This is a genomic window from Acetomicrobium sp. UBA5826 (genome assembly GCF_002433005.1).
Taxonomy (GTDB): domain Bacteria; phylum Synergistota; class Synergistia; order Synergistales; family Acetomicrobiaceae; genus Acetomicrobium.
The window spans coordinates 31,936-57,815 of record NZ_DJHF01000025.1; the positions used below are offsets into that span (position 1 = coordinate 31,936).

Here is a 25,880-nt window from a genome sequence, read left to right on the forward strand (position 1 = left end):
TGGGTTTTAATATTTACGTCTGAAGCGCAGTGCATCGAAGACTACGCGATCTATACCTTTGAAGTCGTGATCCCTTACGGATTCCACTTTCTGCATTTCGTCGATTATTTTCTTTAATTCGTCTAATTCCTGCCTAGCCATACTACCGGTTTCGCTTAATTCCATAACCTGGAGAAAATCCTCCGGAAGGCGTTGGGTGAAAAAACCGAAGGCGATGGTAATATGGGTTATCCAGTCGATGAGTTCGTCGGATTTGGCCCACGGTTCTACTATATACAATGCTGTCAGCATGGATTGGACTTCCTCTTCGTCAGGTTCCTCAGGCTCATCCCAAATGCCCAAGGCATAGAAAGGAGCATCAGGATCGCCTTCCAATGCGCTGACCAAGGCTTCGTAAGAGTTCCAGCTCATTCCGTCCAATTGATATAGAGCTATCGCCTTTGCGTGCAGAGCAACGGCTGAAGGGTTTTCCTCCTGGCAGATCATTTCCAATATTTCTCTGTAGCGGTCCATCATCAACAACGACCGATAAATCGTATCTTTGGCCGTAGTTTTTCCTTCTACATCGATCTCTAACAATTTTTGGGCAACCGACATTGCTTCTTCGTGGCGATCGTCGAAGGAAAGCGAAAAGGCAAGCCTTTCAAGGGCGAAAAGGTAAATTTCGTCATTGGCATCTTCCGCATCTCTCGTACTGTCTTTGGATTGTCCTTTCTCGTAGTTTTCGATTATCCGGTTGAGATAAAAGCGATTATTTTCCATATCGCCATCGGATATGGCATTGTCTGCCAATAACAGCAAAGCCTCGCAATTTGTCGGGTCCAGCTCGAGGACTTTATTCGCAAGCCTTGTTGCTTCCTCGTGGTTATTTGTTGAATCAGCCATATCCAAAAGTTTTTTTACTTCTTCGCAGATATTTCCCTTTGTCATAAATCTTCCTCCCATAGAAAAAATTTACTCGGGTAGTATATACTAAATTCCTGAATCTGGGTAGGGGAAATTCACCTTTGCTCTAAGTTGTATGGCGGGCATGGGGACGACCACTATGCCCGAAGGATCGACGTGATATCTTTGACGATCCAAATCTTCATCGAATCCTATTTCAGTATCCTGGGGGATAACGTTTTGGGCATCCACAATGACCCTTTTCAATCGACACCGTTCCCCAATGACTACTCCTCTTCCTATTATGCATTCCTCAACGTAGGCGCCGGGCTTTATAACGCAGTTTCTCGACAAAACCGATCTTTTTACGGTTGCCCCGATTACTTGGCTTCCCTCCGCGCGAAGCGCGTCTTCCACGCTGCTTGAGGAGTTGTCCACGGAGAAGGTGAACCCCGGAGGGTCGGCGTAGGATACGGTTCTGATGGGCCATTGCGGGTTGAAAAGATTTAAATCCGCATTTTCCTTGAGCAGGTCCATATGAGCCTGCCAGTAAGTTTTGATCGTTCCTACGTCTTTCCAATAAGGCTTATCATTTCCCGGGATGGCATTTGTTTTAAAATCGTAGGACAATACTTTATGGTTTTTGTATAGTTTCGGCAATATATCTTTTCCGAAATCATGACTGCTGTCGGGATCATTTGCATCTTCAACTAATACTTCTTCTAAAATTTCCCTTTCGAAGATGTAATTGCCCATGGAAACAAAGCTAAATCCGGGCCGGTTTGGAATTTCGGGCGGGTTCTTCGGCTTTTCCAGGAATTCTACGACAAAACCATCTTTGTCCGTTTTTAGGCATCCGAAGGCAGACGCTTCGCTTACAGGCACTTCGTAAGCGGCTACCGTGCAATCCGCTTTTTGTTCTATATGTTTTTGCATCATTTGCTCTATGTCCATCTTATATACATGATCGGCGGCGAATACGCAAATACGGTCGGCATTGTAAATGGTGATCAGGTGTAGATTTTGAAAGACGGCATCGGCCGTTCCTTTGTACCAATGCTCGCCGGTCCACATTTGCGCGGGTACAACAGTTATAAAGAAGTCTCTGCCTCTCAAGGCGCCTCCGAACTGCCACCCTCTTTCAATGTGTTCGTTCAATGACTGGCTTCGAAATTGGACGAGGACGTAAATGGAGAAGACTCCGCTGTTAACTAAGTTGGAAAGGGCAAAATCTACTATCCTATATTTGGCTGCAAAGTGAACTGCCGGCTTTGCGCGGTGCCTTGTCAAGGGGGAAAGTCTCTGGCCTCGACCACCTGCTAGAACTATGCCCAACACCCTCCCGTACTTTCCATAGATCAAAAATGCCACCCCCGTAAATAATTTCTTAAGGTGTACTATATATGTTTATAACTATGCTTATAACTATACCCTGTTAGTAGGTTATATGACAAGACTAACGCAATAGATTTTTGTTTTCGTCTTCCGGGACTCCCAGCAGTTCGAGGTATAGATTCGCGTATTCTCGTGAGGATTTGGACCAAGAAAAGTCGACCTTCATGCAGTTTAACATAATTCGATTCCAGAGATTTGGAGAGTTCCAAGACGCCAAAGCCCTTCCCATAGCTCGCAAGAAAGCCTCGGTATCGTAAGAACTGAATAAAAAACCGGTTCCATCCGATGCTGAATCGGCATCTATAACTGTGTCTGCAAGCCCTCCTGTAGCACGACATATGGGGACTGTTCCATATCGCATTGCGATTAGTTGCGATAAACCGCAAGGTTCAAAATATGAAGGCATTACGAGCATATCTCCGCCTGCATACATGAGGTGCGATAGCTCCTCATCATATCCTATTTTAACGAATAGGCTGTCGGGAAATTGCGCGCACATATCCAATAGAGCTCTTTCGTAAATTTCGCTTCCTTCGCCTAAAACGATCAACTTGCAACCGTGACCCAGAATGGCTTCTATGGAGGGCAATAATATATCCAAGCCCTTTTGTTCCGCGAGTCTGCCTATATATATTAAAATTGGTGAGCCATCGTCTTCCCAGCCGCATCGGGATAATAAGGATTTTTTGCATTCTCTTTTCGGGGCAATATCGTTTACGTCGTAATGTGCTGGAATAAGAGGATCTGTTTTGGGATTCCAATAGGAGTAATCGATCCCGTTGAGTATTCCCTTTAGCTTACTGTTGTACTTTTTTAAAACACCATCCAGGCCCATTCCATATTCCCTCGTCTGTATTTCCCAGGAATAGCGGGGAGAGACTGTCGTGACCATGTCGGAAGCTATAATTCCGCCCTTTAAAAAGTTGGTCATTCCATAGTATTCCAACCCTTCTATGTTAAAAGCCTCTTTTGGGATTCCCCATTGAATTAAGTTCGTTTCCTGAACAATTCCTTGGTGAGCAAGGTTGTGTATTGTGAGAACGGTATCGTATTGGTCGGATGATGTCGAATAATACATGTGCCATTTAAGAGCAGTTGCCACCATAGAGGTAGGCCAATCGTGAATGTGAAATATATGTGGATTCCAGTTGGTTGCCTTTTTAAATTCCATTGCAGCCAAGGAGAGAAGGAAAAAAGGTCTTACCGAGTTCATGTCCAATTGATTTGGATATACATCTGCCGAAAAGGATATATCTTCGATGTCCAGAAGGTAAACAGGGACCTCCTGGACATCGGTATGCCATAGTCGGGCAGGAAATATCCTCCACTCTAAAGGAAGGTAAAGCTTGCGCGGTAGTTTTTTTGCCTCCCCATTGATGCGGTCCATAACTCCGGGGTAGAGAGGCAACAAAACCCTGCTGTCGATGCCAAGTTCTCTTTGTGCTTTGGGCAGGGAGCCGACGACGTCGCCCAGTCCTCCCTTTTTTGCGAGGGGGTGCATTTCTGAAGCGATGTGAAGTACTTTTATTTTTTTGAAAGGCGAAGACACCTCTTACCACTTCACTTTAATTTAGTAATATTTTGGGTGTATGCCATAGGCTTTTTCGCAATATTCTCTTACAACTCGATGAGTATTGAAATAGCTGGCATTTAAGGAAATTGTATTTTTCATCATTGAAATCCATTTGTCTTTATTTTGATAATACAATGGAATGACCTTTTGCTCAAGCACTTCGTATAACGCATCCGCGTCTTGGGACTCGTCGTAATTTACGAGCTCCACTTCTTTTGGTTCGGGCCCTATTGCCCACCCCGTTATGTCTTCTATCCAGCCCTCAACCCACCATCCGTCCAATATAGATAAATTTAATACTCCGTTATGGGCACACTTCATTCCGCTAGTGCCCGAAGCTTCACGGGGTCTAATGGGCGTGTTGAGCCATACATCAACCCCGGAGGTGAGTAGACCGGCCAGTTCCATATCGTAATTATCTAAGAAAACTACCGGGATTTTATCGGAAATCTCTTTAGAGATCTCTGTCACGCGCTGTATCATCTTTTTGCCGTCTTCGTCGGAAGGGTGCGCCTTTCCCGAGAATATGAGTTGTACTTTGCCGGCGCATATGTCAATTAATCTATTTATGTCTTTAAAGATGAGATCGGCTCTTTTGTACGCTACTGCTCTTCTGGCGAAGCCTATAGTGAGGATTTCAGTGTCCAGCTCTATTCCGGTTTTCTCGAGCACCTTGGATAGAAGATGCATTTTGTTTGCCTGATGGGCTTTCCAAATTTCATTGTCGCCCAATTTGCTTGCCATGACCAACCTGGATGGGTCATTTCTCCAGCCCGGTATGTTTTGGTCAAAAATTCGTTGCATACTTGAAGATGTCCAGCTTTTTGAATGAACGCCGTTGGTTATGTAATCTATGTTTTCGGTATTATAAAGCTTTCTGCTTACGTCTCTGTGTTTTTTTGATACTCCATTTATGTATCTGCTGTATTTGAGTCCGAAATCGACCATTGAAACGCCGCCGTTAGGCATCATCTGTTTTAAATAATCTACGAATACTGGCGACATGGTTCTCTCTATTAGGTCAAAGGAGAAATAATCGTGTCCTGCTGCCACTGGAGTATGCGAAGTGAAGACCACCTGTTCCTTAATTTTTTCGAAATCGATATAACCCTGTTCTCTAAGAAGTTCTAAAGCCAGAAAGCCTGCATGGCCTTCATTAAGATGAAAAGTCTTTATATTATTGTAACCCAGATCCCTTAGGATCCTTAGACCTCCTATTCCTAAAATCATCTCTTGGCACAATCTGTATCTGAGGTCTCCTCCGTACAAATACCATGTAAGGTTTCTATGTTCGGGGATGTTTTTTTCATAATCGGTATCTAGAAAATAGACAGGTACAACATACCCCGTCTCCCCGACAATTTCATATACCCAAACACGTACATATACCGAATTGCCCTCTATATCGACGTTTACTTCATTGGGAAGCAAGGTTAGTTTTTTACCCGGTTCCCATTGAAAGGGTTCCTCAATTTGTCGTCCCTGTTCGTCGATTCTTTGTTTGAAATATCCCTGTTTGTACAGGAGCGTAACCCCTACAATAGGGACTCCGAGGTCGGCTGCACTTTTCAGCACATCGCCGGCTAAAATTCCCAATCCGCCTGCATAGGTGGGAATGTCGTTCATGACGCCTATTTCCATCGAAAAATAGGCAACGGTTCTAAAGGCAGGGTCCATTTCCATCAGATGTGTAAGCGATGAGCCTACATGTATATTGTAATTCATTGCGTCATTTCTACTGTAAGATTCAACCATTAAACTTCCACTCCTTCACTCTGATTGCATAGAAAGCGTAAAACTATTACAAACATAGACTTAAAGATTATATCATGTGAGGATATAATAAGTCGTTTTTTGCCCCTTTGATATTAAATACACGCAGGCCAATAATTATGTTATAGTTATTACTATAACATTACCATTTCAATTGTCCTCCGGGAGGTCAGATTGGATGAAGATATCCAAAATCGAAAAAATATTGCAGGCCAGTAGATTATTTGACACTGCAGCAATGGATAGCGAAGTCGAGTATGCCTTTGCATCGGATCTAATGAGCGATGTCCTTGCCTTTGCGTTGGCAACTTCGCTTTTAATAACGGGCTTAACAAATATTCAAATCATCCGGACGGCGACAATGTTGGATATGACCGGTATTGTGTTCGTAAGAAATAAAAGGCCCTTGGAAGAAGCGATTGTCCTAGCCAAAAAACTGGACATACCTATTTTATTGTGTCAGAAGAGCATGTTTGAAACATGCGGATTATTATATCAAGCCGGTTTAAAACCGTGTCCTATTCTTCACAAGGAGTCGAGTTAAATTGAGCGAACCGTTAGTGTTGGAGTTAGAAGTTAAGCCCCTGGATTTTCTGGCTGCAGGGGAAACAGCCACCCAGTTTAAGGAAACGTTAAAATCTCTCGGATTGCCTCCCGAAATTTGCCGTAGGGCAGCTATCGTCGTTTACGAAGCAGAAATGAACATTGTGATACATGGCGGTGGTGGAGTTATGCGCCTCCAAGTTGAGGAGGATAAAGTTACCATAATGGCTGAAGACGAGGGCCCGGGAATCGAGGACCTGGAGTTGGCGATGCAGGAAGGTTATTCTTCTGCACCCGACTTTATAAGGGAAATGGGCTTCGGAGCAGGAATGGGCCTGCCCAATATCAAAAGAAATGCCAATGAATTGTATATAGACACAGCGCCGGGGAAGGGTACAAAATTACGTGCAGTTATATACCTTAATAAGGGACGGTGAGTTGTTTGGCTCACGGCGTGAAAATCGTAGAACAATCCTGTAGAGGGTGTGTCAACTGTATTAAATCATGTCCCACTGAGGCCATGAGGGTCATAGAGGGTAAAGTTCGTATTTTGAGCGAAATTTGTATCGCTTGCGGCGAGTGCCTGAGACGATGTCCGCATAGAGCATTATTGCTTGAGGAGGATGAATGGGATTATATACTGAGCAAACGTCCCATGACGTTGGTTACAGATCCTTCCTTTTGCACGCAGTTTTCTTGGCCGCCCATCCCTGAGTTGATGACACAAGCCCTATTTGAATTGAACTTCGAGCCTATCTTTGACGAATATGAAGCGGCTTACGATGTCACGGCTTTGGCTGTAGCAAGAGCCATAGAGAGCTCTTCGGATAACCTGAAGCCTCTCATTTCAACTTACTGTCCTGCCGTTGTCAGGTTGATTCAGATCAAATTCCATGAACTTATTCCCCATCTTGTGCAGGTAGAATCTCCTCTAGAGACGAGCATAGATCTTTGGAGAGCGAGGTCGAAGAGGCGAGACCCAGTTACCTTGGTTTCATCCTGCCCTGCGCGAATTGCCATGGTGCGTTCTCCCGTTGGAAGGGATATAAGTTCTGCTGAATTTGCCATTTCCACGTCGAAACTTGCCCGAGAGGTGTTAATAGGCTCTGGTGATCCATCTAAAAAGGTGTCTGTCGATCATCCATTCCGTGTTCCACGCTGGATAGCATGGGCTAAGACTGGAGGTGAGTCAATGCACGTCCGCAGTTTTTCGAGCAGGCCCATTAAAACTCTTGAAGTGGATGGGTTGCGAAACGTGATTAACCTTTTTCAGGAAATGGAATTGGGAAAACTCAGAGGTATCGACTACGTCGAAGCCAGGGTTTGCGATTTGGGATGCATAGGCGGCATAGGAAATGCCGAATCTCGTTTTTTGAGCCGCATCAAGATTGATAACATGAAGATTGATTTTAATTTTAACGAGGAAAACAGGGAGAAACTCGAGTCGATCTACAATGCGAAGATTTGGTCTCTCAGAGAAAGAATTGTTCCCATTGAACAGATGCCTTTAGGAGAGGATCTGGCAAAGGCTATGGAAAGATTGAAGCAACTGCACGCTGTCTACGCCGATCTCCCTCACCTCGATTGCGGGACCTGCGGCAGACCCTCATGCAGAGTAATGGCTGAAGATATCGTAAAGGGTGAAGGTTCGCTCGATGATTGCATCTTCAGATTAAAAGAGCGCATTGCAGATTTATCCAAGGAAATTTACGACCTTTCAAAGAGGTTGGTACATACAATGACACCGGAGGGGAAATCATGAAGGTGAAGGAAATATGTGAAAAGTTGGGATTGGATGTGCATGTTCAAGGTGACCTTGACAAAGAAGTGCATCAGGGAGTTGTTGGAGATCTTTTGAGCTTTATAATGAGAACAGCACCGGAGGGAGCAGTGTGGGTTACTATTCAAAACCATGTTAACGTGGCAGCTGTCGCTGTTTTGAAAGACATTCCGTTCATCGTGCTAGCATCGGAACGTGAACCGCTTCAAGAACTTATAGACAGCTGTCGGAAAGAAAATATTACTCTTACATCTTCAAAGCAGGATGCATTCAACCTTTGCGGCAGGCTGTACGAGCTGGGCATAAAAGATTGAAGTCATGCACCTTTATTGGATGGACCTACATGTTCATACTGTATTATCGCCTTGCGCCGAACTTGAGATGGGGGCAGCGGATATAGTCGGCAGGTGTTTGGATGAAGGGATCGATATAATAGCTATAGCTGATCATAATGCGGCGGCAAATTCAATTGCTGTAATTAACGCAGCCAAAGATAAGCCGCTGACAGTTTTGCCGGCGTTGGAAGTTCAATCTCGCGAAGATATTCATACCTTATGCCTTTTTAAAACTGTCGAGGAGGCTTTTGCTTTCCAGGATTGGGTGTGGGCACGATTGGCTCCGGTGAAAAACGATCCCGATTTGTTTGGTTTTCAGTTGGTAATTGATCATGAGAACAATATACTGGAAGAAGTTGACACTCTCCTGCTACAGGGAATAGATGTATCTGTGGACGATGTTATAGAAAAGACAAAGTGCATGGGAGGAATGGCGATTTTGGCCCACGTCGACAGGCCGGCATATTCGTATCTTGCAGTGCTCGGGATGTTGCATCCTAATATGAATATAGATGCCGTAGAGCTGTCAGCGAGGTTGACTACTCAAGAGGCTTTATACTGGAAGGAAAATGTTTTAGATTATTCTATTATCAGATCCTCTGATGCTCATCGACTTAACGACATCCAAAGATGTCACTCGACGCCCGTCTATTTAGAGGAACCTTCATTTAATGACATTTTCTTTGCTTTGCATCGATATAATGATAGGATGGTGAAGTGGCCTTGGTCATAATATTTTCTACTTGACTCTTTTTTGAGAATATGATATCCATCACAAAATGGAGAGACATGATTTTAAAAAATATATACAAATGGTGGTGATGATCGTGGCATTAGGCACTGTGGATGTTGTTGAAAAGACTAAAGAAATAGTGGCTCCGTGGAAGGGTAAACAGGGTGGTTTGATTCCCATATTGCAGGAAGTTCAGCGGGAGTTTGGTTATCTGCCTGAAGATGCGTTGCTCACGATATCTAGGGAGTTGAAGATGCCGAAAGCCGAGATTTACGGAGTAGCGACATTTTATGCCCAATTTCATTTAAAACCCAGGGGGCGGCATATAATTCGCGTTTGCCGCGGAACCGCTTGTCACGTAAGGGGGAGTTTGCAGATTTTGGAAAAAGTCAAACAGACATTGGGGATAGAAGAGAACGAAACAACCGAGGACTTGCGCTTTACCCTGGAACCTGTGGCTTGCCTGGGGGCATGCGGTCTTGCTCCTGTCATGATGGTGGATGAGGATACCCACGGGCGCATGACTCCCGATAAGATACAGTCTATTTTGGATCGGTACGAATAAACTTCAATGCTGGAGGATCTTTCTCAATATATCCTTGATATCGCCGAAAATTCCGCAAAGGCAAAGGCTAAGAAGGTCCTAATTGAGCTGGCGGTCGACAATAGGAACAAATCGATTGTTTTAAGGGTGTCCGATGACGGATGCGGTATGGACGAGGAATTTTTGCGCAAAGTAGAAGATCCTTTTACAACTACGAGAAAAGAACGAAAGGTTGGGCTTGGGATTCCCTTTTTAAAGCAGGCAGCTTTGGCTTGCGAGGGCTTTTTTGATATCAAATCCAAAAAGGAAGAAGGTACCGTAATCGAAGCCGGCTTTAGAAAGGATCATATAGATTGCCCACCATTGGGGGATGTTGCAGCGACTATAGCTACATTGATCATGGGATGGCCCGAATGTCGTTGGATCTTTAGATATAGCGTTGACGGAAATTCCTTCATACTTGACCTTGATGATTTGATCGACCATCTCGGCGATAGAGAATTGTTGAAATCTCCCAAGGTAGTCTTGTGGATTAAAGATTACATTCAGGAAAATATAGATTTATTGAATCAGAAAAAAGGAGGCGAAGACATTGCCTAAGATCAGAAATCTTGATGATCTGAGGAAAATTAGAGAAGAATCGAAAGACCTGACTTCGGCGCGATCGGGCGGCAAAAAGAAGATAATAGTGGGCATGGGCACCTGCGGAATAGCAGCAGGAGCAAGGGAGGTCCTCACTGCTATCTTAACCGAGCTTGACAAACGCGGTATCAAAGACGTAGCCGTCGAGACAACCGGCTGTATAGGCATGTGCCAATACGAACCGTTGGTTGACATAATCAGGCCTGGCGAGCCAAGGGTTACATATGGAAACATGAAACCTGAAGACGTATCCCGAATTATTGCTGAACATATGATTAATGGCAATATAGTTTGGGAAAAAGTTATCGGCAGAACGGATTAGGGGGAGTTGATCATGGCTATTTATCGTGCTCATGTATTGGTTTGCAGGGGAACAGGCTGTACTGCCAGTGGCGCTCCAAGCGTAATGAAGGCCTTCAAGGACGAACTTGTCAAAAAGGGCTTAGACAGGGAAGTGATGTTGGTAGAGACGGGTTGTCACGGTATGTGCGAAATGGGGCCCGTGGTCGTCGTTTATCCCGAGGGTGCCTTTTACTGCAGAGTAATGCCCGAAGATGTGCCCGAAATAGTGGAAGAGCATCTCTATAAGGGGCGAATCGTTCAAAGGTTGCTCTATACAGTGCCCCAAGATATGGAAAAAGTTCCGTATTATAAGGATATACCTTTTTACAGCAAGCAGCATCGCATAGTGCTCAGCAACTGTGGTTATATAGATCCAGAAAAAATAGAGGAATATATAGCTCGCGATGGTTATATAGCCCTGGGGAAGGCTCTCCTGGAAATGACGCCGGAGGAAGTTTTGGATCAAGTGAAAAAATCCGGTTTGAGAGGCAGGGGTGGCGCAGGGTTTCCTACCGGGTTGAAGTGGGAATTTGCTCGCAAAGCCCCTGGGAATAAAAAATATGTCATATGCAATGCCGACGAGGGCGACCCGGGTGCTTTTATGGACAGGTCCACTTTAGAGGGAGACCCCCACTCGGTAATAGAAGGAATGGCGCTAGGGGCATATGCTATTGGTGCTGATGAAGGTTATATCTATTGTCGTGCCGAATATCCCCTTGCCATTAAAAGACTTAGAATAGCAATTGCTCAGGCCGAGGAGATGGGGTTGCTCGGAGATAACATAATGGGCACCAATTTCTCCTTTCATCTGCATTTAAAGGAAGGAGCAGGAGCTTTCGTCTGCGGTGAAGAAACCGCTTTAATGGCTTCGATCGAAGGTCGTAGGGGCATGCCTCGGCCAAGGCCGCCGTTTCCGGCGCAACATGGTTTGTGGGGCAAGCCCACAAATATAAACAATGTGGAAACCTGGGCAAACGTCCCCAAAATTATCTTGAACGGCGCAGATTGGTTTGCCTCGATGGGGACGGAAAAATCTAAAGGAACCAAGATATTTGCCCTAACCGGCAAAATAACGAACACCGGTTTGATAGAAGTTCCCATGGGTATAACCATTAGAGAGATAATATACGAGCTTGGTGGTGGCATCCTGAACGGAAAAGAGTTTAAAGCCGTTCAGATTGGAGGTCCCTCCGGAGGTTGTTTGACTAAGGAGCATCTTGATCTGCCCATAGATTATGAATCCTTGACTAGTGCCGGAGCCATCATGGGGTCGGGCGGTTTGGTGGTCATGGACGAAGATACTTGTATGGTCGATGTGGCCAGGTTTTTCCTGGAGTTTACCCAACGGGAATCCTGCGGAAAATGCGTTCCTTGCAGAGAGGGCACGAAGCAAATGTTATTAATGCTCGAGAAGATTTGCAAAGGCGAGGGAACATTGGAGGATTTGAGCAAACTTGAAGAGCTGGCCTACATGGTAAAGGAAACTTCTCTGTGCGGATTAGGGCAAACAGCTCCCAACCCTGTAATAACTACGATTCGCTATTTTCGGGACGAATACCTTGCTCACATAGAGGAAAAACGTTGCCCCGCCAAGGTCTGTCCGGCATTGATTAAGTACGTAGTAGATCCCGATAAATGTCGAAAGTGCGGTTTATGTGCCAGAAATTGCCCTGTCAAATGCATTAGCGGTGATCGACAGACTCCTTATTTCATAGATCAAGAAAAATGTATCAAATGTGGGACTTGCATGCAGGTCTGCCCATTTGGCGTTATCGCAAAAGTATAGCCGGAGGAGGATTGGCATGAAAGAGATAACTTTGATCATAGATGGGAAGGAATGTAAGGGAGTACAGGGGGATACGATATTGGATGTCGCTAACAAGAACGACGTCTATATTCCTACTCTATGCTTCCAAAAAGGTTTAACACCTATAGGAGCCTGCAGGATGTGCGTAGTTCAGCTTGAGGGCAATCCCAAAATGTTGCCATCATGCACTACGCCTGCCCAAGAGGGCATGGTTGTCATTACGAAAAACGAAAAGCTAAAAGACTATAGGCGCCAGGTTCTCGAACTTCTGTTTGCAGGAAGAAATCATTTTTGCATGTTTTGCTCGCAAAGTGGCGATTGTGAATTGCAGCGACTGGCCATTGAACATGAAATGGATTCAGTGAGATTTCCATACCTTTATTCCGATTTTGAAGTAGACGCTACCAATGCGGATTTGATGATGGACCATAACCGTTGCATACTGTGTCAAAGATGTATCAGGACTTGTTCTGAAATCGTTGGTGCCCACGCTTTGGACCTCGAGCGTCGAGGCTGGCAAGCAAAAGTTATAGCGGATCTGGGACACAGGTTGGCGGAAAGCGACACCTGCGTTAATTGTGGAGCCTGTGCTCAATCTTGCCCGACCGGCACCATCACTATAAGAGATTTTGCCTACAGGGGAAGGCGTAGCGATTGCGATGCTATAGTCGACAGCGTCTGCCCTTTATGTGCCGTTGGTTGCAAGATAAAGGCTTACGTCCGCACGGGCAGCATAGTCAGAGTTGAAGGTACCGCTCAAGATGAACCCGATGGTGGGCAGCTTTGCCACATGGGTCGTTGGTGGTTGCCAGAATCTACGGAACGGGAAAGGGTTACAACGCCGTTGATAAGAGAAGGTGCCACATACCGTGAGGCAACATGGGAAGAGGCATTAGAGCTGGCGGCGTCGGAGTTTAAAAAGGCGTATAAAGAGGAGAAAGCCGGAGCGATCCTTTCAAGCTTGTGTACAGACGAGGAGTTGACGCTCTTTTCCGCCCTTTTTAAGGATGCATTGAAGATAAAGCATACCGATTCCTTTGACGGAGACGTGATCCGTGGTTTTATCAAGGGATTCATGCCCTTCAAAAACCAGGGTGTAAGGCCATTTACCGCAGCACATCACATCTTGGATAGCGATCTTGTTGTTACAATGTTCGCCGACCCACAGAAGGAGGCTCCCGTGGTTGCAAGTTACATACGAGTTGCTTGTTTGCACAAGAATGCTAAATTGCTGAATATTTCCTTTGGAGCATCACAGTTCCCCGGTTTGGTCGAATTGGATGTTCAATTGCCCGAGGGACAGGCTCTTCCAGAGGCCCTCTCAAATTTGGCCGAGATAATCAGCAAGATCAGTGCTGGACCTTCTGAAATGGCCGGTTTTGGCGAATATGAAAGCGGGGCCGAATCTGTCTTATCGTCCTACAGGGAATCTATAGAAGAAAGTGCCAGAGCCATGGGGCTTGATTCGAAGGTTGCCGAAGAGGTTGCTTTGATGCTTATATCGGCTAAAAAGCCCATCTTCGTAGTTGGAGGCAGGGCAACGAAATCGCACGAATTAGTTACCGCAGCCTGCAATCTCGCAATAGCGTCGAAGTCTTTCTACGAGGACGGGTTAGGGGTGGTGCCGTTGTTGGTGAGTGCCAACAGCTTGGGAGCTCGAAACACTGTAGTAAGCGAGGATCCTTGGGTTACCAAAGAAAAAAGGGATTTCATGTACGTCTTTTCCACGGGCATGGTTCCCGAGGAAGAAGAAATTTTGGCTGCCATTTCTGCAACGCGATTTGTTGTGGTCCAAACTCCCTTTAAAGTTAGGCCCTTGGTCAACCTTGCAGACATACTTCTGCCAGCACCTGCGTGGTACGAAAGAAGCGGTCATTACTGCACCATCGAAGGAGAGCGCAGAAAGCTCAATACAATCGTTCCTCCAAAAGGCGATCTAAAGGGGCTGCATTATGTGATGGATGAATTTGCAAAGAAGCTGGGTGTGAAGCTTGGGAAGCCGGAAACGTCTCCTTGCGAGGAGGTTTTTACATCACAAGCTCGGGCCAGCGAGGCTCGCATAATTCCATTAAAATAATTTCTTTTGGGAGGTGAAGTTCCATGGCTAAGGCAAAAGTTGCGACATATTGGTTAGAAGCGTGCGCAGGATGTCATATGTCTTTCCTTGATATAGATGAAAAATTGGTCGATTTATTTAAAAACGTAGAAATACTTTTTTCACCTATAGTAGACGCAAAGGACATTCCAGATATAGATGTAGGAGTGCTATCCGGCGGTTTGGGTAACGTTGAGGAATTAGAGATAGCCAGAAAAATGAGGGAAAGATGCAAGTATTTGGTTGCCTGGGGAGATTGCGCTGTGTTCGGCGGCATTAATTGTATGCGCAATTTTATACCGAAGGATAGGGTTTTAAAAGAGGGTTATATCGACACTGCCAGCACCGTTAATCCTCAAGGAATAATACCTAGCGAGGATATACCCGAATTGCTTCCAAGGGCATTACCCTTAGATTATGAGGTGAAGGTCGACGTTTACGTGCCCGGATGTCCGCCTGATGCAGATACTATCTACTACGTCTTCACAGAGCTGTTAGCAGGGCGTGTTCCTAAAGTTCCCTCGGAAATGATGCGTTACGACTAGAGGAAGGGGAGGAAATGGCCATGACTGAGGTCTACAAATTAGAGATTAATCCGGTAACAAGGATTGAAGGACACGGGAAGATAACCGTAATGCTTGATGAGGCTGGGGAGGTGAAAGAAGCCAGGTTTCATGTAACCCAGTATAGAGGGTTTGAAGTTTTTACCAAAGGAAGGGATTTCAGGGAGATGCCGGTGATAACTCCGCGAATTTGCGGCATCTGTCCTGTATCGCATCATTTGGCATCCGCTAAAGCATGCGACGATATTTTAGGTGTTACCATTACGCCTGCAGCCCACAAGCTAAGGGAGCTCATGCATATGGGGCAAATTGTTCAATCCCACGCCCTGAGTTTCTTTCATCTGTCTAGCCCCGATATTTTGCTAGGTTTTGATGCTCCTGTGAAGATAAGAAATGTGGTCGGTTTGGCGGAACGCTATCCGGAGCTTGCGAAAAAGGGGATATTGCTTCGCAAGTTTGGTCAGGAAATAATAAAAACTTTGGGTGGCAAAAAAGTTCACCCTTGGCACAGCATTCCTGGCGGTGTAAACAGGAGCCTGACGCCCCAGGAGCGGGATAATATAGTCGCTCAAATTCCCGAAATGAAATCAATAGCGCTGGAAGCAATTAAGTTGATTAAGGGTTATTTGGAAGAAGGGAAGGAAGAGGCGAAGGAGTTTGCAACTGTAGAAACTGCCTATATGGGCCTGGTTCGAGACGGCAATCTCGAGCTTTACGACGGGAACATTCGGATTAAAGCGCCAAGAGGAAGGATTTTGGATGAATTCGATCCAAAGGATTATCTTAAATATATAGGAGAGCACGTCGAACCCTGGAGCTACTTGAAATTTCCTTTCTATAAATCCTTGGGATTTCCACACGGTTCCTATAGGGTTGGCCCCCTTGCCAGGTTAAATGCCGCAGATAATATCGATACGCCACAGGCTTCCAAGGAGTACGCGCTATACAAGCAAATTACTGACGATGGCATAGTGCCCTATACACTTTACTACCACTACGCTAGATTGATAGAGGCTCTTTACGGCATAGAGCGTATCGAGCAGTTGCTTTCTGACCCCGAGATTACATCTAGCGATCTCAGGGTTACATCTAAGGAGATCAACCCGGAGGGGGTAGGAGTTATAGAGGCTCCCAGGGGGACCCTTATTCACCATTATTGGGTTAACGAGAGCGGAGTTATCACGAAGGTCAACTTGATAGTAGCGACTGGCCATAACAACTATGCCATGAATAAAGGCGTCGAGGCGGTGGCCAAGAAATTCATCAAGGGCAGAGATATACCGGAGGGTGTGTTTAACAGATTGGAGCATGTTATCCGAGCTTACGATCCCTGCTTATCCTGTTCCACTCACGCTGTGGGCAAGATGCCGTTAAAATTAGAGTTAATATCATCCGCTGGTGAGGTAATTAAAGAGGTCGTGAGGGGCTAATTGTCGATGAACGTGATTGTATTGGGCTATGGCAATTCCTTCAGGAGGGATGATGGCGTAGGGCAGAGGGGAGCATATGTCATTGCTGAATGGCTGAACGAAATTGGACATGAAGCAACTACTTGGGTTGGGCACCAATTGCTTCCTGAGGTAGCGCTTGAATTGGAAGGAAAGGATCTCGCCATCTTCGTCGATGCATCTGTGGATCAATATTCCGACGGTTACAATATAGCCGAAGTTACGTCCTCTGCCGATATCGATGGTCTTAACCTTCACACCTGCACTCCAGGATGGATAAAGCATTTGGCTGCACAGATGGGGATTGATATGCCCAAAATAGTCATGGTGTCTGTTTCCGGCGTTGACTTTGATTTTGGTGAATCATTGAGTTGTATATGTATGGAAAGGTTTAACAAAGCATTGGAAGGTTTTAAAAAGTACTTTACAGATAATTTCTGTTGAACATTTTGTGTTATAATATAGGTGCAAAAGCCCTGCGGTGTTCGTGCTATGCCGAAGAGCCTTGAGCCAACACTAAATCCGATCGAGGCTGACTCCTGTCCGGCTGAGGAGATCTTAAAGGATCACCAAGGCTAAGGACGGGGAGGCCTCACCAATAGGTGAGGATCGGGTCAAGGCCTTCTTGGCACGGCATTGCGGGGTTTTTCTAATATTTTATTTTTAATATCATTTTTGGGAGCTGGTAATTTGCAGGCTTTTAGCGGTCCCTACTGGCATCCGGCTAATCAAAGAGGTTTTATACTCGATTGGGATGGGGTTCTGGCTGAAACGAAATTGGATTTTACTCCCATATACGAAAGCTTTTTTGGGGGTAAAAGGGTTATGATTTTAGAGGAAGCGGTAAAGCTTCCTGCAACAGAGAGAGACGCGCTTTATGAGGCAATAGAAAAGATAGAAGTTGAGGGCGCTGAAAAAGCCAAACCGGTTTTAGGAGCTGTGGAATTGATATCATGGCTTGAAAAAAATGACATTCCCTGGGCTGTAGTGAGCCGAAACACCAAAAAGTGCGTCGCCATGGCGGCCAAAAGGGCTTCCATTAAACTCCCCCCGATCGTAATTACCAGAGATGACGGCCTATTGAAGCCGGACCCGCAAGTTTTTTTAAAAGCTTCAGAGCTTCTCGAGATACCGTGGTATCAATGTGTCGTTATAGGAGATTTTCTGTATGATATTGTGGGCGCTAGACGTGCATGTATGAGGGCTGTTCTCGTTAGACGAGCTAACGAAGAATGGAGTAACTGGGCAGATGTAGCATACAACGAAGTTATAGATTTGTTTTACGCACTGGGGAATCCGCAACCTTTGATACCATGGGAATACCAGCCTGTCGTACGTAAAAGGGGTTTTAAATGGCTCGAAAGGGCTTTTGGGTTGACGGTAAAACTTGTCGGAGATGACGCTTTTGAAATCCTTGCCAAGCTGGCGGCGATGGGAGTAGGCTCCTTTTGTATAGACAATGAGGGTAGGCTTGAGGCTGATCGTTGGCGAAATAGCCCTTACATCGACCCCAAATATCTTTGGGAGCCCTTGGATAAGGTTGTAAGTGATTTTCTCATAAAGCGTTTTCCTCTGGCTAAGGTTGTAAGTGATGGGGAAGTTCTAAATTTGCCATGCGGGATGTCGGAAAGCATTTCCTTCATCGAGGAGTTGTTGTCCCGATGAGTCAAATGCAAAAAGATCTATTTGAAAATTACGTCGGCAATATTATCGAGGAAAGCAAAGTCAGCAGGGAGCAAGGATTAGAGGTTCCTCTGGCAGAAAGGATGCGTCCTGCTAAATTAGAGGATTTTGTCGGTCAGGAACACCTTCTAGGGAAGGATAAGCCGCTTAGACGATTGCTCGAAGCTGGACAGGTGCCAAGCTGTATCCTCTATGGTCCTCCCGGAAGCGGAAAAACGACGTTAGTAAGGGCAATGGCTTCCTTAACAGGAAGAAAATTGTTCGAAATTAATGCCGTAACTGCTAAAGTAGCTCAACTGCGGGATGTGGTTGATATAGCGAGAAACTTAAAAAGAAGTACAGGAAAATCGGCAATAGTTTTTATTGATGAAATTTATCATTTCAACAAGCAACAACAAAACGCCCTGCTCCCTTCAGTTGAGAGGGGAGATTTGATTTTAGTGGGCACTACTACTGAAAATCCTTATTTTGAAATAAACAAGACCCTTCTTTCGAGGGCGGTCGTATTCGAGCTTAAGCCCCTTGCGCCACGAGATATCGAGCACATTCTCTATAGGGCCCTTCGGGATAAAGAAAAGGGTTTGGGGATGTTTGACGTAGAAGTAGACGAGCAGGCTATTGCCTTCATTTCCCGCGCTGCTGGTGGCGATGCGAGGCAAGCACTTCTGCGATTGGAGTCGGTCGTTTTGGCATCTGTAGCTTCGGGGAAAAAGAGGGTAACACTGGAAGATGTTGTTCAATTGGCGCCAAAGTCCTTGCAAATATACGACAAGTCTTCGGACAAGCATTATGATATCATTTCAGCCTTTATAAAAAGCATGAGAGGTTCCGACCCCGATGCAGCCGTTTACTGGCTTGCCAGGATGGTGGCCGGAGGAGAGGATATCAGATTTATAGCCAGGAGGATGCTTATATTTGCTGCCGAGGATGTTGGGTTGGCAAACCCATTTGCATTGGTTTTGGCAGAAGCTGCGGCAAGCGCGGTGGACCATGTCGGACTGCCCGAGGCGAGGATTATATTGTCTGAATGTGCAATCTATCTCGCCTGCGCCGAGAAGAGCAACAGTTCTTACAAGGCCATCGATTCTGCTTTAAACGCTATAGAAAAGGGCGAAATCCAAGAAGTTCCACTCCATCTTAAATCCCATGGCGAAGGATATGTGTATCCCCACGACGACCCGAGACATTGGGTCCCCCAAAAGTACATGACTGTTCCAAAGCGTTTTTATTTTCCTGGCAATGTAGGTCACGAATGGAGCATTTCCAAGAGATTGCAGAAATTATGGAAGAGATATTCCAATAAAAACGATGACGACCGAAATTAGACTGATTTTCCTTCAATCATCGTTCAATAAATAGCTTAATTCGATAAGCTATTATTCCAACGTGCTCTTTTAAGGCCAAGCTATTGATATGCAAGCTCGAAGCGCCGGGCAAGAAGTCTATAATCGACAATGGAGCGTTATCTGCCATTTTACCCACGGGAAAGGGGTGCCAGTTAATTTCGGGAGCCAACCCTTGGGCGATTAAATGTGCCCGAGGCATATGATATCCATGCGTGACTAGGATCGCATGTTTAAGTTCCAAAGACCTCAAAATGGACGAGGCATTTTTAATATTTTCCCAAGTCGTTCTTGATTGCGACTCTTCGTAGATCAGTAAATCCGGGAAAAGCTCCTTAACCTTTTTTGCCATCGTCATTGCCTCAGGCACTTCCTGCGAATATGATCCGCCACACAGTAAAATTGGCCAATTGAAGTTCACGGCCAACTCTATGCCCCCGAACAGGCGCATTAATGTATGTGGCGATACTTCCGCTTTATCGGGGTCCGAGGTCCTGCGCTGCCCTCCACCAAGCACCACGATCGCAGCTTTATCTGCAGGCAGAGAAGGTGCAACCATATTCTCCAATCTGCCAAGTGCAATTCTGGAGGTGATAGGCGTGCTTAAAAGATAAAAACTAAGGGCAATCAAAAGCAAAAAGCATCCGAGAAAAACCTTTCTAGGCCTCTTAAAGGCTGATAAAGAGGCAATAAACAATAGCAAGACCCATATTCCTGGAGGTACGACGAAGGAACCTATTATTTTATAAAGTGTGAAAAGCATAGCATTTCCACATTATTCTATGCTAATCCGGTTCACCGGCAGGTGAGGCATCTTTTAGAAAGGCCAAGAGAGCATCCCGGGCACCTTCCAAATGATTTTGCAACAACCTAATGGCCCTTTCTTCGTCTTTTTCCAATATGGCATCTATTAACCTGACATGTTCCATTGACGATTCCTTAAGATCTACACCCTTTATGGAATAGTGTCTATAAAGCTGAATTAGATCATACGTCTCCATTAAAAATTGGTTTAGAAATCTATTATCGCATGAGTTGCGCAGGAAAGAATGAAAGGCTGTGTCTTGTAACAAAAAAGCGTTGGGGTCGGTACTATGATCAACAGAGGCGAAGTATTCTCTAAAGCGTAGTAGTTCCTCCTTCGGTCCCTTCTTACAAATCCTTTTTACAGCTATTGTTTCCAGAGCGATCCTTACTTCGTAAAGGTCGTTTACGTCTTTTTCCGTGGGAAGGGTAACAAAAGCTCCCTTTCTCGGAACGAGCTTAACAATTCCGGTTTGAGCCAGCTGTCTTATGGCCTCTCGTATTGGGGTTCTGGATACCGCTAAAGTTTGTGCCAATTCGGTCTCGGAAAGTTTTTCCCCCGGTTTGATGATTCCCATTATTATTGCGTCCCGTATCTTGTTATAAACTATTTGTCTTAAATCGGTACTTTCAGCGGGAGTAAGCGGATTACTTGTCATATAGCTTTTCCTCCTTAAAGGTTGTATTTATTTTTTACAAAGTATACTTAATTCTCCCTATTTTGTAAATCGTTGTTCGTCCACAATGCTAAGGCATATAACGCATCAGATAACCTATTGATAAAAACATAGGCGTTTTCCTCTATTTCTTTGTTTCTCAATAACTTTACAGCTATCCTTTCTGCTCTTCTGGCCACTGTGCGTGCTGTATGGAGAGCTGCTTCCGATATGGATTCGCCGGGCAATACAAAGCTCGGTTTGTCCTTCGAAATAGAACGTAATACCTTTGAAATAATTTCTTCCAGCCAAATAACATCGGGAGCGCTTAAGTCGGGAAATAAAGCCAAGTAACCCATAAAGCGGCTTAAATCCCTTTCCAATCGCAAGAGCGTACCCTTTATTTCTTCGTTTTTGCAGGTAGCACGCGCCATTCCGATGTGTGCCTGACATTCATCTAAGGTTCCGTATAACTCGACCCTTGGATGATCCTTGGGAACTCTTTCCCCATTGCCAAGGCTGGTCATGCCTTGGTCTCCTGTCTTGGTCGTTATTTTAATCTCCAACGCTGGTCCCCCTTTGAGATGAAAATTTTATTCCCTTTTTCATTTTGCACGTATGAAAATGGCCTCGCCTTCGACGCAAGTGTTTCCTTCTTCATCCTTGATAACGGCAGAAGTATAAGCTCTTCTGCCCTCCTTTCTTTCAAGGAAACCTTGGGCCACGTATTTTCCCCCGGAGCGCACCGCCCTTCTAAAGGATATGGTTAGTTTCCCAGTAACATAGATGTCATCGTCCGACGCTTTTATTGACCATGCCATGGCATCGTCTATAATAGCTGCAAGCAGTCCGCCGTGAACCATTCCTTCGTAGCCACACCAGCTCTCGTCGGGAATGAAACTGATAGAAGTGTACCTTGATTCATCGTCCCAGAAGATGTTCAGTCTGAGACTTCGAGGATTATCATTTTCGTTTCCACATACAAAACACGATGGCGTTCCTTGCAGTTTTACAAGGCTCATTTCCAATCCCCCTTTGTGGTAACATCGATTACAGGTAAATAATACTCTTTATTTTAGGGGGTTTTAAACTTACATGAAAGATAGAATAAGCGCATCATTACTCGCACAATACGTATATTGCCCCCGTGCGGCATGGTATAGGGCCCATGGTTTTACCCCCCAAGGCAACGGTGGCGGAAAAGCCCTTCAAAAGGGGCAAAGGGCCCATAGATGGTTTGGCTTCATAGAAAAGCTTAAAGGTTTTTGGAGCAGCGTCTGGAGGACTGCCTTTTTTCTCATCGCTGTTGGAGGGGCCTTACTTTGTTTGTATCTGATGTTGAAATAGCTGGCATTACAATCGCTGCAGTCTGCATATTGGGAATTTACGTTTGGTGGATGAGGGAAATTCCCGTAAGCATCGATTCGAAATTGTGGAAGGGGCAAATTTTTACGGGCAGGCCCGATGCAGTAATAAAAAAAGGTCCCTGGCACATACCGATAGAGTATAAAAGCTCAAATTACGATGAACCAACGGAAAGCCACAGATTACAACTTTTGTGTTATTGCTTCCTGTTGGAAGAGGCAGGTTTCAAAGTACCCTACGGGCTATTGCAATATCGAGGGAAAAAGTTCAAAATACGCTGGAATAAGAGGACGAAAGGCTATTTGATGCAAATTGCAGATGAAGCTTTAGATGTGCTCTCTAAAGATTTTCCTCCTCCCCCGCTGGAAGAAGGGGACGGAAGGTGTTATAAATGTGCTTATCGTTTTATCTGTAAACAACAGGACTAAAGAAAGGGATGATCGAGTTGCATATTGAACCCTTCGGTGTTGAAGAGTGGATGAACCGGTACGAAACTAAAGCCAAGTACAATATTGCCGAAACTTGTGTGGAATCGCTCACAGTGAAAGAGCTTCTGAATTTATCGCAAGATCCTTCCGGAGCAATGATGGATATTGCGGGAATTAAACTTACTTATGGGGAAATACCCGGCTCGGGCGAATTGCGAAGGGCCATTGCTTCGCTATATAAAAGTATGGATAAAGACAATGTCTTGATCACACAGGGCGGAATAGGAGCGAATTTTTTGACGCAGTTTTCACTCGTAAATCCTGGCGATGGTGTCATATCTGTCTATCCCACATACCAACAGTTATATAGCGTTCCAAAGTCATTTGGGGCATCCGTTCATCTTTTGCCTCTACGTCCTGAAAACAATTTCTTGCCCGATCTAAATGAGCTTGAGGGAGTTGCTAAAACCGCCAAAAATCTTAAGATGATCTGCCTAAATAATCCGAATAACCCCACTGGCGCCTTAATGGACGGTGATTTTTTAAAGCGCATAGTGGATATAGCGAAAAGATACGATGCTTATATTTTGTGCGACGAAGTCTATAGGGGTTTGGAGCACGAAGCAAGTTTTAAGACCCCTTCAATAGTCGATTTATACGAAAAGGGGATTAGTACCGGAAGCATGTCTAAGGTGTTTTCTCTTGCCGGATTGAGGTTGGGCTGGATAGTTGGATCTCCAGAGGTTATAAAACAATGTTTTTCCCATCGTGATTACATGACCATAAGCTGTGGACTCGTTGATGAATACCTTGCGCTTATAGCTTTGAAGAACAGAGATCGACTTTTGGAGAGGAATTTGGGGATCGTGCGGAAAAATTTTAAGATCTTGTCTTCGTGGGTTGCCGATGAAAAAAAGGTTGGTTGGATCACGCCGAAGGCGGGAACGACAGCTTTTTTGAATTTTAGCGACTACGGCATTTCATCAAGTGATTTTTGCGAAGGATTGTTGGCTGAGACGGGTGCTTTTTTGGTGCCGGGTAGTGCCTTTGGCACGGAATTTAACGGTTGGGCAAGGATAGGTTATGCTTGCTCCAGCGAAGTATTGCAAAAAGGACTGGAGTGTTTGTCTATTTTTTTGAGAAAAGTGGAAGGAGAAATGAATAATGCGAAGTGATACTGTAAAAAAGGGAGTTTCCAGAGCGCCTCATAGGTCGCTTTTAATGGCGGCAGGATATGAAAAATGGGAGATCGAAAGACCATGGGTAGGAGTTGTCAATGCCTATAATGCAATAATCCCCGGCCATGTTCATTTGAGGACGCTAGTCGAAGCCGTTAAGGCTGGAGTGTATGCTGCTGGTGGTTTACCTCTCGAGTTTCCCGCTATAGGGGTTTGCGACGGGCTGGCGATGAATCACGAAGGTATGAAATACTCCCTGACGAGCAGGGAGCATATAATGGATTCCGTCGAGATAATGGCAAGAGCTCATGGGATCGATGCCCTTGTGTTGGTGACGAATTGCGACAAGATAGTGCCCGGTATGGCTATGGCCGCTGCCCGTTTGGATATTCCGTCTGTTGTTTTGAGCGGTGGTCCAATGCTCACCGGAAAGGTCGATGGAGGAAAAACCGTAGATCTTTCTTCTATGTTTGAAGCAGTAGGAAAATATGCAGCAGGAGCGTTGACGGATGCCGAGTTGATTAAACTTGAAAAATCTGCTTGTCCTACCTGTGGGTCCTGTGCCGGAATGTTTACGGCTAATACGATGAATTGTATGATGGAAGCTTTAGGACTTGCCTTGCCCGGCAATGGGACTATACCGGCGGTGTTTTCCGAGAGAATTAGATTGGCAAAGGAGACGGGAAGGGCGGTTATGAAGTTAATCGAGAAGAAAATTACGCCTCGACAAATTCTGACAAAGGCCTCCTTCTTAAACGCAATTGCTGTCGATATGGCGTTGGGGGGTTCTACCAATACCACTTTGCATCTACCCGCCATTGCCTGGGCGGCAGGCCTGAATCTCCCCCTTTCCATCTTTGATGATATGAGCAAAAAGTGTCCTCATTTGTGTAACATGAGCCCCGGGGGTAGCGATCACGTTGAAGATCTGTATTTTGCGGGAGGAGTTCCGGCAGTCATGAAAAGGTTGTCCGATGCAGGTCTTATCGACGGTAGCGCTATGACCGTAACGACAAATACAGTTGCCGACAATCTCAAGGATGCTCATGTTCTTGATGACGAGGTTATTCGACCTGTAGAGAGACCTCATCATCGGGAAGGCGGCATTGCCGTACTTCGCGGAAACCTGGCACCCGACGGAGCGGTCGTAAAACAATCCGCCGTCTCTACTGAAATGATGAAACATAATGGCCCTGCTAGGATTTTCGACTCGGAAGAAGCGGCTACAAAGGCTATCTTTTCCGGCCAAATAAAAAAAGGTGACGTAGTGGTCATAAGGTATGAGGGTCCCAAAGGAGGACCGGGAATGAGAGAGATGTTAGGTCCAACCTCCGCATTGGCAGGGATGGGATTGGACAGGCATGTTGCCCTCATTACTGACGGCCGTTTCAGCGGGGCCACAAGGGGAGCTTCCATTGGACATGTGTCTCCTGAGGCAGCTGATGGGGGACCAATAGGACTTCTCAGAGAGGGGGACGAGGTCATAATAGACATTCCCGCTCGTAAACTAGATGTGAACATTAGCGAAGAAGAGTTAAACTCGAGAAAAGAAGGATGGAAACCTTTTCTTAGAAAGCTTGACAGCCCTTTTTTGGAGCGGTACCGCGCTTTTGTCACTTCTGGAGCTAAAGGAGCAGTTTTGGAGGTGAATGGCGGTGGATGTGAAGACTGTTAATTTGGAAGATATCGGAGAAGACAAGCGTTATAAGTCAGCCAAGAGGGAGGCTCTATATTCGATAATATTAACTGTGCTTTACTTTGTTTGGTGGTATGGGTTCGCCTATGGCATGGGGTCAAAACCTCTATCTAGCTATAAGTTCGTTATGGGTTTGCCAAGCTGGTTCTTTTGGAGTTGTGTCGTAGGGTTCATAGTCTTTTCTTTCGCCTCCTGGGTTTTGGTTAAATTTTTCTTTCAAGACATATCTCTCGAGACGGATGGGAGAGATGACCTTAAGGTAAGGTGAG

The 25,880-nt window shown here is 45.4% G+C and carries 28 protein-coding genes and 1 other RNA gene; 21 read left to right on the forward strand and 8 right to left on the reverse strand.

Annotated elements, in window-relative coordinates; translation table 11 throughout:
* Positions 1–6 precede the first annotated feature (6 nt).
* The 4 genes from B3N34_RS08860 to glgP form a co-directional block, all read right to left on the reverse strand.
* Entirely contained in the window at positions 7–930 is a 924-nt protein-coding gene (locus B3N34_RS08860) for a tetratricopeptide repeat protein (RefSeq protein ID WP_286977014.1), read from the reverse strand.
* Positions 931–972: 42 nt separating this feature from the next.
* Positions 973–2,247 carry a glucose-1-phosphate adenylyltransferase gene (glgC, locus tag B3N34_RS08865; protein ID WP_286977016.1) on the reverse strand — a complete coding sequence of 425 codons (1,275 nt, stop codon included), beginning with the start codon at positions 2,245–2,247 and terminating at the stop codon, positions 973–975.
* A 94-nt stretch (positions 2,248–2,341) separates the two neighbouring features.
* On the reverse strand, positions 2,342–3,829 hold the full coding sequence (gene glgA / locus B3N34_RS08870; protein ID WP_286977017.1) for a glycogen synthase GlgA: 1,488 nt from the start codon (positions 3,827–3,829) through the stop codon (positions 2,342–2,344).
* Between the two features lie 21 nt (positions 3,830–3,850).
* Positions 3,851–5,608, reverse strand: coding sequence for an alpha-glucan family phosphorylase (gene glgP / locus B3N34_RS08875; protein WP_286977019.1), 1,758 nt, complete (start codon positions 5,606–5,608; stop codon positions 3,851–3,853).
* A gap of 196 nt (positions 5,609–5,804) precedes the next feature.
* Between glgP and B3N34_RS08880 the strand changes: the two genes are divergently transcribed.
* From B3N34_RS08880 to B3N34_RS08955, 16 genes are all read left to right on the forward strand, one after another.
* Complete coding sequence (locus B3N34_RS08880; RefSeq protein ID WP_286977021.1) at positions 5,805–6,170, forward strand: transcriptional regulator; 366 nt, start codon at positions 5,805–5,807, stop codon at positions 6,168–6,170.
* Between the two features lies 1 nt (position 6,171).
* Positions 6,172–6,606 carry an ATP-binding protein gene (locus B3N34_RS08885; protein ID WP_273002944.1) on the forward strand — a complete coding sequence of 145 codons (435 nt, stop codon included), beginning with the start codon at positions 6,172–6,174 and terminating at the stop codon, positions 6,604–6,606.
* Positions 6,603–7,931, forward strand: coding sequence for a [Fe-Fe] hydrogenase large subunit C-terminal domain-containing protein (locus tag B3N34_RS08890; protein ID WP_286977029.1), 1,329 nt, complete (start codon positions 6,603–6,605; stop codon positions 7,929–7,931). The genes B3N34_RS08885 and B3N34_RS08890 overlap by 4 nt, the downstream gene beginning before the upstream one ends.
* A complete protein-coding gene (locus tag B3N34_RS08895; RefSeq protein WP_286977031.1) occupies positions 7,928–8,263 on the forward strand; it encodes a serine kinase in 336 nt (111 codons plus the stop codon). The genes B3N34_RS08890 and B3N34_RS08895 overlap by 4 nt, the downstream gene beginning before the upstream one ends.
* Before the next feature lie 4 nt (positions 8,264–8,267).
* Entirely contained in the window at positions 8,268–9,017 is a 750-nt protein-coding gene (locus B3N34_RS08900) for a histidinol-phosphatase (RefSeq protein ID WP_286977033.1), read from the forward strand.
* Positions 9,018–9,105: 88 nt separating this feature from the next.
* Positions 9,106–9,582, forward strand: a complete 477-nt coding sequence (gene nuoE, locus B3N34_RS08905) for an NADH-quinone oxidoreductase subunit NuoE (RefSeq protein WP_286977036.1) — start codon at positions 9,106–9,108, stop codon at positions 9,580–9,582.
* A 6-nt stretch (positions 9,583–9,588) separates the two neighbouring features.
* Positions 9,589–10,161, forward strand: a complete 573-nt coding sequence (locus B3N34_RS08910; RefSeq protein ID WP_286977039.1) for an ATP-binding protein — start codon at positions 9,589–9,591, stop codon at positions 10,159–10,161.
* Positions 10,154–10,525 (forward strand): (2Fe-2S) ferredoxin domain-containing protein, encoded by a 372-nt coding sequence (locus B3N34_RS08915; protein ID WP_286977041.1) that lies wholly within the window; start codon positions 10,154–10,156, stop codon positions 10,523–10,525. Before B3N34_RS08910 ends, B3N34_RS08915 begins: the two co-directional genes overlap by 8 nt.
* A 12-nt stretch (positions 10,526–10,537) precedes the next feature.
* A complete protein-coding gene (nuoF, locus tag B3N34_RS08920) occupies positions 10,538–12,331 on the forward strand; it encodes an NADH-quinone oxidoreductase subunit NuoF (protein WP_286977043.1) in 1,794 nt (597 codons plus the stop codon).
* 16 nt (positions 12,332–12,347) lie between these two features.
* Positions 12,348–14,429, forward strand: a complete 2,082-nt coding sequence (locus tag B3N34_RS08925; protein WP_286977044.1) for a molybdopterin-dependent oxidoreductase — start codon at positions 12,348–12,350, stop codon at positions 14,427–14,429.
* A gap of 23 nt (positions 14,430–14,452) precedes the next feature.
* Positions 14,453–14,992, forward strand: a complete 540-nt coding sequence (locus B3N34_RS08930) for an NADP oxidoreductase (RefSeq protein WP_286977052.1) — start codon at positions 14,453–14,455, stop codon at positions 14,990–14,992.
* A gap of 14 nt (positions 14,993–15,006) precedes the next feature.
* On the forward strand, positions 15,007–16,440 hold the full coding sequence (locus tag B3N34_RS08935; protein WP_414632112.1) for a Ni/Fe hydrogenase subunit alpha: 1,434 nt from the start codon (positions 15,007–15,009) through the stop codon (positions 16,438–16,440).
* A 6-nt stretch (positions 16,441–16,446) separates the two neighbouring features.
* Positions 16,447–16,902, forward strand: coding sequence for a hydrogenase maturation protease (locus B3N34_RS08940; protein ID WP_286977057.1), 456 nt, complete (start codon positions 16,447–16,449; stop codon positions 16,900–16,902).
* A 26-nt stretch (positions 16,903–16,928) separates the two neighbouring features.
* Positions 16,929–17,107: non-coding RNA, 6S RNA (gene ssrS, locus B3N34_RS08945), on the forward strand.
* Positions 17,108–17,148: 41 nt separating this feature from the next.
* On the forward strand, positions 17,149–18,123 hold the full coding sequence (locus B3N34_RS08950; protein WP_286977059.1) for an HAD family hydrolase: 975 nt from the start codon (positions 17,149–17,151) through the stop codon (positions 18,121–18,123).
* The gene (locus tag B3N34_RS08955) at positions 18,120–19,466 is read left to right on the forward strand and encodes a replication-associated recombination protein A (RefSeq protein ID WP_286977062.1); all 1,347 of its coding nucleotides are present in this window, start codon (positions 18,120–18,122) and stop codon (positions 19,464–19,466) included. Before B3N34_RS08950 ends, B3N34_RS08955 begins: the two co-directional genes overlap by 4 nt.
* A gap of 16 nt (positions 19,467–19,482) precedes the next feature.
* On the opposite strand, the gene B3N34_RS08960 is transcribed toward B3N34_RS08955, so the two are convergent.
* The 4 genes from B3N34_RS08960 to B3N34_RS08975 are packed head-to-tail and all read right to left on the reverse strand — an operon-like array spanning position 19,483 to position 21,966.
* Positions 19,483–20,247 (reverse strand): YdcF family protein, encoded by a 765-nt coding sequence (locus B3N34_RS08960; RefSeq protein ID WP_286977069.1) that lies wholly within the window; start codon positions 20,245–20,247, stop codon positions 19,483–19,485.
* 22 nt (positions 20,248–20,269) lie between these two features.
* Positions 20,270–20,947 (reverse strand): GntR family transcriptional regulator, encoded by a 678-nt coding sequence (locus B3N34_RS08965; RefSeq protein WP_286977073.1) that lies wholly within the window; start codon positions 20,945–20,947, stop codon positions 20,270–20,272.
* A 47-nt stretch (positions 20,948–20,994) separates the two neighbouring features.
* Positions 20,995–21,510, reverse strand: a complete 516-nt coding sequence (locus B3N34_RS08970; protein WP_286977078.1) for a cob(I)yrinic acid a,c-diamide adenosyltransferase — start codon at positions 21,508–21,510, stop codon at positions 20,995–20,997.
* Between the two features lie 39 nt (positions 21,511–21,549).
* On the reverse strand, positions 21,550–21,966 hold the full coding sequence (locus B3N34_RS08975) for a PaaI family thioesterase (RefSeq protein WP_286977083.1): 417 nt from the start codon (positions 21,964–21,966) through the stop codon (positions 21,550–21,552).
* 73 nt (positions 21,967–22,039) lie between these two features.
* Here B3N34_RS08975 and B3N34_RS08980 point away from each other — a divergent pair, with 73 nt between their 5' ends.
* The 5 genes from B3N34_RS08980 to B3N34_RS09000 are packed head-to-tail and all read left to right on the forward strand — an operon-like array spanning position 22,040 to position 25,879.
* Positions 22,040–22,291: a CRISPR-associated protein Cas4 gene (locus tag B3N34_RS08980; protein WP_286977085.1), complete on the forward strand. Its 252-nt coding sequence runs from the start codon at positions 22,040–22,042 to the stop codon at positions 22,289–22,291.
* Positions 22,267–22,737 (forward strand): CRISPR-associated protein Cas4, encoded by a 471-nt coding sequence (locus tag B3N34_RS08985; protein ID WP_286977091.1) that lies wholly within the window; start codon positions 22,267–22,269, stop codon positions 22,735–22,737. Before B3N34_RS08980 ends, B3N34_RS08985 begins: the two co-directional genes overlap by 25 nt.
* 8 nt (positions 22,738–22,745) lie before the next feature.
* Positions 22,746–23,912: an aminotransferase gene (locus tag B3N34_RS08990; RefSeq protein WP_286977097.1), complete on the forward strand. Its 1,167-nt coding sequence runs from the start codon at positions 22,746–22,748 to the stop codon at positions 23,910–23,912.
* Positions 23,902–25,590: a dihydroxy-acid dehydratase gene (gene ilvD / locus B3N34_RS08995; RefSeq protein WP_286977099.1), complete on the forward strand. Its 1,689-nt coding sequence runs from the start codon at positions 23,902–23,904 to the stop codon at positions 25,588–25,590. The genes B3N34_RS08990 and ilvD overlap by 11 nt, the downstream gene beginning before the upstream one ends.
* Positions 25,565–25,879, forward strand: a complete 315-nt coding sequence (locus tag B3N34_RS09000) for a YhdT family protein (protein WP_286977101.1) — start codon at positions 25,565–25,567, stop codon at positions 25,877–25,879. Before ilvD ends, B3N34_RS09000 begins: the two co-directional genes overlap by 26 nt.
* Position 25,880 lies beyond the last annotated feature (1 nt).